We start from the raw sequence: 10890 nt of genomic DNA on the forward strand, positions 1-10890 counted from the left end.
CTCGCGCAGGAGGGCCGCGACGCCGCGCGCGGCGCGAGGGCGGGCCCGCCGAGCGGCCGGGCGGCGGGCGATCCCGGGGGCGGCGACCGAAAAATCAGGCCGCGCGCGCTTGTGTCTCGACAGCGGCGCCGATCTCGCGAATAGGGCGGCTTCACAGGTTTTTCAGATGACCAGACGCATATGGCCCGGCACGCCCACCCCACTCGGCGCCGTCTTTGACGGCGAGGGGGTCAACTTCACGCTGTTCTCCCAGTCCGCCACCAAGGTCGAGCTCTGCCTCTTCGAGGCCGTCGACGATGTCGTGGAGCGCGAGCGCATCGAGCTCCCCGAGCGGACGGCCCACGTCTTCCATGGCTACGTGCCGGGGCTCACGCCCGGCCAGCTCTACGGCTACCGGGTGCACGGGCCCTACGACCCGCGCTCCGGGCAGCGCTTCAACCCGGCGAAGCTCCTCGTCGATCCCTACGCGTGCGCGCTCTCCAGCGAGCCGAACTGGAAGGCGCCGCTCTTCGCCTACGACCGCGGGGGGCACCCCGAGCGCGGCGAGGGCGGGGCTGGCCGGCCCAGGGAGGCGGGCCGGGACGGCGCGGCGCCCGAGAAGGGCGAGGGCGGGCGCGCGGGCAAGACGGCGAGCGATCGCCGCGCCGCCGAGGCGCGCGGGAAGGACTCCACGCTGCCGCCCCCGCCGCCCCCGCCGGCCTCGCTCGACGACCTGGAGATCTGCCACCGCGACAGCGCCTGGGGCGCGCCGAAGTCGGTGGTCGTCGACCACCGCTTCGCGTGGGACGGCGACCGGCCGCCGGCGACGCGCTGGCAGGACACGATCCTCTACGAGGTCCACGTCAAGGGCTTCACCCAGCGGCACCCGGGCATCCCGAAGGAGCTGCGCGGCACCTACGCCGGGCTCGCCTCGGAGGCGGCGATCGCCCACTTCAAGAAGCTCGGCGTGACGGCGATCGAGCTGCTCCCCGTGCACGAGATGGCGAGCGAGCGCGAGATCTGGGAGCGCGGCCTCGTCAACTACTGGGGCTACAACACGCTCGCGTACCTCGCGCCCGCGGGCCGCTACGCGTCGAGCGGGCGGCTCGGCCAGCAGGTGACCGAGTTCAAGGCGATGGTGAAGGCGCTCCACGCCGCCGGCATCGAGGTGATCCTCGACGTCGTGTACAACCACACCGCGGAGGGGAACCACCTCGGCCCGACGCTCTCCCTGAAGGGGATCGACAACTGGACCTACTACCGGCTCGTGCCGCACAACCCGCGCTACTACATGGACTTCACGGGCTGCGGGAACACGGTGAACACGCGTCATTACCAGACGCTCCAGCTGGTGATGGACAGCCTGCGGTACTGGGTGACCGAGATGCACGTCGACGGCTTCCGCTTCGATCTCGCGTCGGCGCTCGCCCGCGGTCACCATGACTTCGACCGCCTGAGCTCGTTCTTCGACATCATCCATCAGGATCCCGTCCTCTCGCGCACGAAGCTCATCGCGGAGCCGTGGGACGTGGGTGAGGGCGGCTATCAGGTCGGCAACTTCCCGGTCCTCTGGACGGAGTGGAACGACCGTTACCGCGACTCGGTGCGCCGCTTCTGGAAGGGGGATCTGCTGGCGGCCGACCTCGGCTATCGGCTCACCGGGTCGAGCGATCTGTACGCGTCCAGCGGGCGCCGCCCTTACGCGAGCATCAATTTCGTGACGGCGCACGACGGCTTCACGCTGAACGATCTCGTCTCGTACAACGAGAAGCACAACGAGGCGAACGGCGAGTGCAACCGGGACGGCACGAACAACAACCACAGCTACAACCACGGCGTCGAGGGCCCCTCCAGCGACCCCGCGGTCGTCGAGCTGCGCGAGCGCCAGAAGCGCAACCTCCTCGCGACGCTCCTCCTCTCGCAGGGCGTGCCGATGATCAACGCCGGCGACGAGATCGGAAGGACGCAGCTCGGCAACAACAACGCCTACTGCCAGGACAACGAGCTCTCCTGGCACGACTGGGACCTCGACGAGCGGCGGATGCAGCTCTTCGAGTTCACCTGCCGCCTCATCGCCCTGCGCCGCAGCCAGCCTGTGCTGCGCCGGCGGATGTTCTTCTCGGGCGGTTACGTGCACGGGAGCGGGCTCAAGGACATCGTGTGGTTCCGCCCCGACGGCGCCGAGATGACGCCGGAGGACTGGACCCACCCGAACGCCCGGGCGATCGGCTACCTGCTCGGCGGCGACGCCCTCTCGGCGCGCGGGCCGCACGCCGAGCCGATCTCCGGCGACACGCTGCTCGTGCTCATCAACGCGAACCACTCGCCGCTGGAGTTCGTGCTGCCCGCGATCGAGTTCGGCGAGCGGTGGGAGGTGCTCATCGACACCCGCACCGCCGGGGAACCGGCGCGCACGGTGCCCGCGAGGGCAGGGGGAGAGCGCTACCTGCTCGTCGACCGGTCCGTGGCGGTGCTGCGGCTCCTGGAGCGCAAGGAGGAGAAGAAGAAGGTCAAGCGGGTGAAGGCGCAGCGGGCGTAGTCGTCCCGGCGCTGACAAGTACAGCAGCGCTGCGCCTCGCGACGCTGACGCGTGGGCCTCCAGGTGCACGTGCGCGAGGAGGGCGGGGTGTTCGCCGTTCAAAGGCATCCGCATTCGCGATACGCTGGAGGCCATGTCGTCGCCCCTCTCCTCAGGTCGTTGTCCGATGGACGCATCGACCGGTCCGGGAAATGGCGGCGGCACGAAGGTCACCGGCGTGCTGCAGCCGCCCTCCCTGGGTCGACCGCCCGATTCCTCGGCAAGAGATGCCGCGCGCGACGCCACCACGCTGGGCGGGCAGCCTGCGCCGCTCAGCGCTCCTGCTCCGGGCGGCGCAGGGCGGGACGAGGCACGCGCGGCGCTGCTTCCGGGCCGCGTCGTGGCGGGGCGGTACCGGCTCGTGCATCCGCTCGGCCAGGGCGCGATGGGCGAGGTGTGGTGCGCGCACGACAGCGTCCGGCGCTTCGATGTCGCGCTCAAGTTCCTCGTGCTCCCGCGCCAGAACCTGGCCATCGACGCGATGGAGCGCTTCCGCTTCGAGGCGCAGGTCGCGGCCCAGCTCGGGCGGAAGACCGACTTCATCGTCACCGTGCACGACGCCGGCGAGGACGCCGAGGCAGGCCCGTACCTCGTCATGGAGTACGTGCGCGGCAGGTCCCTCCGGCAGCTGATCCACGAGCGCGGGCCGGTGCCCGCGGCCGAGCTGGCCGCGCTCCTCCGTCAGATCGGAGAGGCGCTCTCGGTGGCGCACGGCCTCGGGATCGTGCACCGCGACATCAAGCCGTCGAACATCCTGCTCCGCGAGGGGCGCGACGGGCGCCTGCGCGCCAAGGTCGCCGACTTCGGGATCGCCAAGTGGATCCGCCAGGATCTGGCGGCCGATTTCCCGCGCCAGACGGCGGAGGGCGTGGTGCTGGGCACGCCGGGCTACCTCAGCCCGGAGCACACGTGCGACGGGCACGCGGACCCGCAGCTCGACATGTGGGCCCTCGCGGTGGTCGCGCACGTGGCGCTCACCGGCCGGCAGCCCTTCGCCGGCCGCACCATCGCCGATGTGCTCGCCTCCATCCTCGAGGGCGCGCGCCCCCCGCTGTCGACGGTGTGCCCCGGCGTGCCGCCGGAGCTGGAGACGTGGTTCGCGCGCGCGTTCGCGCTGGATCCGGCGGAGCGATTCCCCTCGATCGCGCCGATGATCTCCGCCTTCGTGGCCGCGGTCGGCCCTTCGGCTGCGCCGAGCGCGCCGGCGCCCGCCGCGCCGGCGCGGCGGACGGGGCTGCGCCTCGCGGCGGCTGGCCTCGTCGTGGCGCTCGGGCTGGGGCTTTCGTTCACCGCCGCGCTGCCCTCGCAGCGCCTTGACGCCACCGCCGAGCTGCGGGCGATCAGCGACGAGGTGCTTGCCGCCACCCGCGGCGCGCTCGTGGCGCAGGCGCCCGCGGCGCCGCAGGCGGAGCGCCCCGTCCCGGCGCCTCCTGTGCCCGCGCCGCGGCCGGCCGCGGCGCGCCCCGTCCGCGCGTCCGGCGCGCCTGCGAGCACCGGCAAGGCGCCCTCACGAAAGCGGACGACCGACGCAGGCACGGGGAAGAGCGCGATCTTCTGAGCGTCGATCGAGAACCGCTCTTCGCCGCGCCGTAGCTCGTAGGTCGCGCGGAGATCGGCGGCCTCGCGCGCGCGGCTGCTCAAGGGCGATCTCGCGGCAGAGGCGCGCAAGCTGAAGGCGGAGCCCGGGTCGGATAGGGTCGTGACGGGAAGCGGAAGCATCGTCTCCCAGCTGACCGACGCGCGCCTGGTCGACGAGTACCAGAGCGTGGTGAACGCAAAGACGCAAAGACGCAAAAATTCACAAATCTGCTCTTTTTTGCGACTTTGCGTCTTTGCGACTTTGCGTTGAAATCTCTCCCTATCCCTGGCCGGACCTCTCGCGGGCAGAACTAGCCGGCCAGCGACTCCGTCTGTGCAGCCGCGACCCACGCCGCGAGGCCAGGGTGCCGCCACATCGTCTCGGCGTACGCTGCCGCGGCGCCCGCGAGCGGGACCGCGTACGTGCGGAAGCGCGTGACCACCGGCGCGAACATGGCATCGGCGATCGTGAAATGCCCGAAGAGGTACTCCCCATTCTGGCCATGAGCCCGCCGGCACTCGGTCCAGATCGACGTGACACGGTCGATGTCCGCGTCCACCGCGGCGTCGCGCGCGATCGGGGCGATCTCCCTGCGCAGATCCATGGACATCGCGTTGCGGAGCGCCGTGAACCCGGAGTGCATCTCGCTCGACACCGACCGGGCGAGCGCGCGCGCCGCACGATCGCCCGGCCAGAGCCGCGCCTCGGGGAAGAGCTCGGCGACATACTCGCAGATCGCGAGGGAGTCCCAGAGGACGAGGTCGCCGTGCTGCAGCGCCGGCACGCGCCCCGAGGGGGAGCGCCGGAGGAGCGCCTCGCGCGACCCCGGCTGGTAAAGGGCGATGACCTCCTCCGTGAACGAAGCGCCGGTGTGCTGCAGCGCGAGCCAGGCGCGGAGCGACCAGGTCGAATACGTCATCGTACCAAGATACAGCACCAGCGGTTCCATGACACCTCCCGTCGGCTCGCCGTCGGACGACGAACACGCCAGCTTCTAACTCAGGCGCTGGCGTATGTCTCGTCCGATCTCGCGGTCACCTGGGCATCGCCGACGAGCTGGCCGAAGTCCATCTTGAGGACGCGATCCGCCAGCCCGAAGTACCTGTCGTCATGGCTGATGACGAGGATCGTCTTGCCGCTGGCCCTGAGCTCCGGGAGGATCTGGCGGTAGAAGACGTCCTTGAACACCGGATCCTGGTCCGCCGCCCACTCGTCGAACAGGTAGACCGGCCGGTCTTCCAGGTAGGCAGTGAGCAGCGCGAGGCGCTTTCTCTGCCCCTGCGACAGCGACGTCGTGGAGAGGACGCCCCCCTCGACAGACACCTTGTGATCGAGCTGCAGGCGAGAGAGGTAACCCCGCGCGCGCTGGGTGAGCTCGGGAGAGTCGAGCCCGATCAGGCGCTCGAACAGGTGGAAATCGAAGAACACCACCGAGAAGAGCTCCCGGTACGCCTGCCGGTTCCGGTCGGTGATCGCCTCGCCGTCGAGCCGGATCTGGCCCGACTCGGGCGCGTAAAGGCCCGCGATCAGCTTCGCGAGGGTCGTCTTGCCGCTGCCGTTGCCTCCGACGAGGAAGATCAGCTCGCCGCGCCGCACGCTGAGGTGGATGGGGCCCAGCGTGAAGGTGTCGTCCTTTCCCTCGGATCTGTAGGCGTGCGTGACCCCGGCGAGCTCCAGCCGCTTCCACCTCTCGGGGAGCGCTGCCCCTGCCTCTGCCCCGCTCGCCTCGACCCTGAGGCTCGCGCCCAGGTCCTCGACCTTCTGCACGGCGATGCCCGCGCGGCTCAGGGCCGGGAGCGCGCCGATGAGGACCTGCATGGGCGTCATCAGGTAGAGGAGGACGAGGGCGTAGCCGATCGACGCCTCGGCGCTCGCCTCCTGGAAGAGCGGCACGACGAAGAGCGTCACGCCGATGATGGTGAACACCATCGCCTGGCCCCACCCGTTCGCGGCGGTGAGCGCGACCATGCCGCGCAGGTTGCTCGCCTGGACGACGCCGGCCTCCCCCTCGAGCGACGTCGCGAGGAACGCCTCGCGGCGCCGCGCGTGGAGCTTCAGCTCCTTCACGCCGCGCGTGAGCGCGCGGAAGGTCTTCATCAGCTCCTCGGTCGCCTCGCGCGCGCGGCGGAAATGCCGTGTCGCCCGGCTCATCGGGAGCTGATACCCGACGATCCCAAGGACGATGAGCGCCAGCACCGAGGCCAGCATGACAGGAGACATCCACCCCATGTAGAGCAGGCCTCCGACCACGATGACCAGGTTGATGCAGACGATCGGGATCTGCATCAGCGCCGTGGTGATCACGGGGACATCGTCCGTGAGCGCGGTCAGCGCACGTGACGGGCCGATCTCCTCGATCTGGCGGAGCGGCGCGCCGAGGATCTTCCGGCAGATCTTCACCCGGAGGTCGAAGAGCGCCCCCTGGCTGAGGCGCGTGAGCAGGATCTCCGAGTGGTAGCGGGCGAACGGGAGCAGCAGGCACACCGCGGCGAAGCTCCACATCACCGCGCCGCGCTTGCCCTGAAGCGCCTCGTTGATCAGCACGAGGAGCGCCGTGTTGCAGGCGCCGCAGAGCGCCCCCGCGACGATCGCGAGGACGAGGATCCGCCGGGAGTAGCCGGCGACGAACGCGAGGAGCTTCATGGACGCTCGGTGGTGGTGGGGCGCTCCCCTCGCGCCGACGGGCCGCGGGCGGCCGCGACAAGGATCTGGCCGAGCGATATCCCGCCGTCGTTCGGCGGGACCAGCCGGTGGCAATACGGGGTGAGCCCCTCGCTCTTCAGGCGCCGGAGCGCGTTGATCAGGACGAACTCGTTCATGAAGACTCCGCCGCTCATGACCACGCGGCGCACGTCGAACTTGTCGGCCAGGCGCAGGCACACCGCGGCGATCACGTCCACGATCGTCGAGTGGAACCGGCGGCTGAGGTGCCTGGGCGTGGCGTCCGGCTGGTCGAGCGCGCGCAGGAGATCCCGGACGAGAGGCCGGTAGTCGACCACGAGGCGGCCGTCCCGCTCGTCTATCCCGTACTGGAGCGGCGGCGCGGTCCGGAAGTCCCTGTCGAGCAGCGCCTCCATCTCGATGGCGGCCTGCGCCTCGTACTCGACCTCGTGGCAGATGCGGAGGAGCGAGGACACGCCGTCGAACAGCCGGCCCATGCTCGTCGTGGCCGTCGCGTTCAGCCGCCGCTGCGCCATCTTCACGAAGACGTCGCGGCGCTCCTCCGCGACGTCCAGGAGCGCCGGGACGCGGATCCCGCCGAGCTCTTCACCGAACGTCTCCACGAGCAGCGAGATCGCGACGCGGATGGGCTCCTTGACCGCCTTGTCGCCGCCGAGGAGGTACATCGGCCGGAGGTGACCGGCGCGCACGAATTCGCGGTAGTCGCCGACCAGGAACTCGCCGCCCCAGATGGTGTCGTCGAGGCCGTAGCCGGAGCCGTCGAAGATGACGCCGATCACCCGCTCGTTCAGCCCGTTCTCCGCCATGCAGGCGGCCATGTGGGCGTGGTGGTGCTGCACCGTCGCGACCTCCGCGCCGGCCTGGCGCCTCGCCGCCCGCGTGGAGCGGAACGCCGGGTGCATATCGCAAGCGACCGTGTCCGTCTGCACGGACAGGAGCCGCTGGACGTGCGACGAACAGTCGATGTGCGCGCCGAACGTCGCGTCGTTCTTGAGATCGCCGATGTGCTGGCTGATGAAGACCTGGTTGTCCTTGCCGACCGCGACGGTGGTCTTCAGCTCGCCGCCGAGGGCGACGACCGCGCCGACGTCCTGCGGGAGGTGGATCGGGTACGGGGCGTAGCCCCGCGAGCGCCGGATGAACGAGACGAGCGGCGCGTCGAGCCCCTCCGCCTCCGTGAGCCGGACGACGGAGTCGTCGACGCGGGTGCGGATATCGCGGTCGTGCAGGACGAAGTAATCCGCGATGTCGCGCAGCTGCGAGAGCGCCGTGTCGTTGTCGAACGCGATGGGGTGTCCGGAGAGGTTCCCGCTCGTCATGACGAGGACGTCGAGCGCCGGGTCCTCGAGCAGGAGGTAGTGCAGCGGCGTCGAGGGCAGCATGACGCCGAAGCTCGGGTTCCTCGGGGCGATCGCCTCGGACAGGGCGCCTGGCCGCCTGCGCAGGAGCACGATGGGGCGCTGCCGGCTCTCGAGCAGCGCCCGCTCCGGGTCGCTGAGCGAGACATGGCGGCTCGCCGCCTCGGCGTCGGCCACCATGATCGCGAACGGCTTGGCGTCGCGGCGCTTGCGCCGGCGCAGCTCCCGCACCGCCGCCTCGTTGCGCGCGTCCGCGACGAGGTGGAAGCCGCCGAGGCTCTTCACCGCGAAGAGCGCGCCCTCGCGGAGCCGCTCGATGGCGAAGCGCACCGCGTCCTCCGCCGCGATCGGCGCGCCGAGCCGATCGGTGAGCGTGAGCCGGGGGCCGCACGCGGGGCACGCGTTCGGCTGCGCGTGGTAGCGCCGATCCTCGATGTCCTCGTACTCGGCCGCGCAGGCGGGGCACATCGGGAAGCTCTTCATCGTGGTCTGCGGCCGGTCGTACGGCATGTCGCAGATGATCGAGTAGCGCGGCCCGCAATGGGTGCAGTTGATGAACGGGTAGCGGTGACGGCGGTTCGAAGGGTCCCTGAGCTCCCGCAGGCAGTCGGCGCAGACGTCCGAGTCGGGCGGGATGAGCGTGTCGGTGCTGCGCAGATCCACGCTGCCGCGGATCTGGAAGTCGTCGTGCCGGGGGGCGGGCTCGGCGAGCGCCTCCTCGCGGACGCCGGTGATCCGGGCGAGCGGCGGGGGCGACTCGACGAGCGCGCGCAGGAACGCCTGGATCGCCTCGTCGCCGGCCTGCAGCTCGAGCAGCACGCCGCGGGAGTCGTTGAGGACCCAGCCGCGCGCACCGACGGCGCGGGCGAGCCGGTGCACGAAGGGCCGGAAGCCGACGCCCTGGACGATGCCCGAGACCCGGAATCGGCGGGTCACGATCACCGGCCGAGCGTCAGCAGAGTCGGGGGAGTTCGGCTCCATAGAGCTCCTCGAGCAGGGTTTGAGTCCCATCGGGCTCGGTCATGGACACGACGGGCTCCGTCGCGGCCTTGACCTCGCCGATGACCGCGGCGTTGCGGCCGTAGGGGTGCGCGCGGAGGATCCCGAGCACGTCACCCGCCTTGTCCGCCTCCACGAACAGGCAGAGGCACCCCTCGTTGGCGAGGTGGATGAGGTTGATGCCGAGCATGTCGGCCGCCATGACGGCCTCCGGCAGCACGGGCAGCGCCGCGCGCGTGAAGGAGAGCTCGGCGCCCGAGGCGCGGGCGAACTCGTGGAGGACGGCGCACAGGCCGCCGCGCGTCACGTCGCGGATCGCCGCCACGGCGCCCTGGGGCACGCCCTTGAGGACCGCGTCGATGAGCCCGTTGAGCGGCGCGCAGTCGCTCTGCACCCGCTTCTCGAAGCCGAGCCCCTCGCGGACCGAGAGCAGGTGGATGGAGTGGTTGCCGAGATACCCGCTCACGATGATCTTGTTGCCGGGCCGCACGGCGCGGCTCACGAGCGGCGGGCGCTCGAAGACGCCCACGCCGGTCGTGTTCATGAAGAGCCGGTCGGCCTCGCCCTTGCCGACGACCTTGGTGTCGCCGGCGACGATCTTCACGCCGGCCTCCCTCGCCGCGTCGCGCGCCGACTCGAGGGCGCGGATGAGCAAGGGGATCGGGAAGCCCGTCTCGATGATGAGGCCCAGGGTCAGGTAGAGGGGCCTCGCGCCGCTGACCGCGAGATCGTTGACGGTGCCGCAGACGGCGACCTTGCCGATATCGCCGTTGCCGAAGAACAGCGGCGTGACCACGAACGAATCCGTGGTGACGGCGATCCGGCCGGTGGGCACCTCCAGGATCGCGCTGTCCTCCATCGCGCCGATGTACGTGTCGCCGAGCGTCGCGGCGATCCGCTCGACGAGCTCCCGGCTCAGGCGGGCGCCCGTCCCGTGGTCGAGGACGACCTCTTCGTTCTCTTTCGCGTGTTCTTTCGTCATGTGAGGCTCCAGCGTTGGCACCGCAGAGCTGCGGTGAGGGTCGTGAAAGAGACGAGGCCGCGCGGCTCCGCGGCCTCGTCGTGCCTTGTCAGCCGAGCAGCTCTTCCCGGCTCGGCAGGTCGTCGCTCTGGCGCAGGCGCTTGATGATCTCCGCGCCGGGGGCGATCGCCGCGCAGTACGACGCCATCCACTCGAGGGAGCGCTTCTTGTCCTCCTCCTTGAGGGAGAACACGCCATCCTCGGGGACCCACACCTTGTACCCGCGGAAGAAGCCGTCCGCCGCCGTGGTCTGCACGCAGATCTGGGTCTGGATGCCCGTGACGAGGATCGTCTTGACGCCGAGCTCCTTCAGCTTGTCGTCGAGGGGCGTCTCGTAGAACCCGCTGTCGCGGTGCTTGACCATCACGATGTCGGACGGATGGACGAAGTCCTTGATCAGCTCGGCGTTGGGCGTGCCTTTGATCGCCGGGATCTCCTTCCCGCGGAAGCGGCGCTGGATCTGCGGATCGGTCGGATCGTTGATGAGCTGGAGGTGGACGACGGCGTGCCCCAGGGCGCGGATGGCGCCGAGGAACATGTTGAACTGCGGCGCCACCCTGGAGAGGAGCTCGCGACCTCCCGGCATCTTGTCGATGAACTCGTACTGAAGGTCGTTGGTGAGCACTGCGATGTTGGGCATGATGGTCCTCTTGGATTCGGTTGATGGATTCGAGACGAGTCAGTCAAAGGCCCT

Annotated in this window: 7 protein-coding genes; 2 read left to right on the forward strand and 5 right to left on the reverse strand. The window is 70.3% G+C overall.

Annotated elements, in window-relative coordinates; genetic code table 11:
- Positions 1-166 precede the first annotated feature (166 nt).
- Together glgX and WMF27_RS11805 are read left to right on the forward strand one after the other, a co-directional pair.
- A complete protein-coding gene (gene glgX / locus WMF27_RS11800; protein ID WP_437768762.1) occupies positions 167-2518 on the forward strand; it encodes a glycogen debranching protein GlgX in 2352 nt (783 codons plus the stop codon).
- Positions 2519-2684: 166 nt separating this feature from the next.
- The gene (locus WMF27_RS11805; protein WP_437768761.1) at positions 2685-4115 is read left to right on the forward strand and encodes a serine/threonine-protein kinase; all 1431 of its coding nucleotides are present in this window, start codon (positions 2685-2687) and stop codon (positions 4113-4115) included.
- A gap of 331 nt (positions 4116-4446) precedes the next feature.
- Here WMF27_RS11805 and WMF27_RS11810 read toward each other — a convergent pair whose 3' ends face one another.
- From WMF27_RS11810 to WMF27_RS11830, 5 genes are all read right to left on the reverse strand, one after another.
- Positions 4447-5085, reverse strand: coding sequence for a glutathione S-transferase family protein (locus tag WMF27_RS11810; protein ID WP_437768760.1), 639 nt, complete (start codon positions 5083-5085; stop codon positions 4447-4449).
- A gap of 50 nt (positions 5086-5135) precedes the next feature.
- On the reverse strand, positions 5136-6779 hold the full coding sequence (locus WMF27_RS11815; RefSeq protein WP_437768759.1) for a cyclic peptide export ABC transporter: 1644 nt from the start codon (positions 6777-6779) through the stop codon (positions 5136-5138).
- The gene (hypF, locus tag WMF27_RS11820; protein ID WP_437768758.1) at positions 6776-9157 is read right to left on the reverse strand and encodes a carbamoyltransferase HypF; all 2382 of its coding nucleotides are present in this window, start codon (positions 9155-9157) and stop codon (positions 6776-6778) included. The genes WMF27_RS11815 and hypF overlap by 4 nt, the downstream gene beginning before the upstream one ends.
- Positions 9129-10157 carry a hydrogenase expression/formation protein HypE gene (gene hypE, locus WMF27_RS11825; RefSeq protein WP_437768757.1) on the reverse strand — a complete coding sequence of 343 codons (1029 nt, stop codon included), beginning with the start codon at positions 10155-10157 and terminating at the stop codon, positions 9129-9131. The genes hypF and hypE overlap by 29 nt, the downstream gene beginning before the upstream one ends.
- Before the next feature lie 88 nt (positions 10158-10245).
- The gene (locus WMF27_RS11830) at positions 10246-10836 is read right to left on the reverse strand and encodes a cysteine hydrolase family protein (RefSeq protein WP_437768756.1); all 591 of its coding nucleotides are present in this window, start codon (positions 10834-10836) and stop codon (positions 10246-10248) included.
- Positions 10837-10890 lie beyond the last annotated feature (54 nt).

This window comes from Sorangium sp. So ce281, from assembly GCF_051527395.1.
In the GTDB taxonomy this organism is placed as follows: Bacteria; Myxococcota_A; Polyangia; order Polyangiales; family Polyangiaceae; genus Sorangium; species Sorangium cellulosum_B.

Bases quoted from the DNA above. Each gene is read 5' to 3' on its own strand.
- WMF27_RS11805 (WP_437768761.1), top strand. From the start codon at position 2,685: ATGGACGCATCGACCGGTCCGGGAAATGGCGGCGGCACGAAGGTCACC.
- hypF (WP_437768758.1), bottom strand. From the start codon at position 9,157: ATGGAGCCGAACTCCCCCGACTCTGCTGACGCTCGGCCGGTGATCGTG.
- WMF27_RS11830 (WP_437768756.1), bottom strand. From the start codon at position 10,836: ATGCCCAACATCGCAGTGCTCACCAACGACCTTCAGTACGAGTTCATC.
- WMF27_RS11815 (WP_437768759.1), bottom strand. From the start codon at position 6,779: ATGAAGCTCCTCGCGTTCGTCGCCGGCTACTCCCGGCGGATCCTCGTC.
- WMF27_RS11810 (WP_437768760.1), bottom strand. From the start codon at position 5,085: ATGGAACCGCTGGTGCTGTATCTTGGTACGATGACGTATTCGACCTGG.
- glgX (WP_437768762.1), top strand. From the start codon at position 167: ATGACCAGACGCATATGGCCCGGCACGCCCACCCCACTCGGCGCCGTC.
- hypE (WP_437768757.1), bottom strand. From the start codon at position 10,157: ATGACGAAAGAACACGCGAAAGAGAACGAAGAGGTCGTCCTCGACCAC.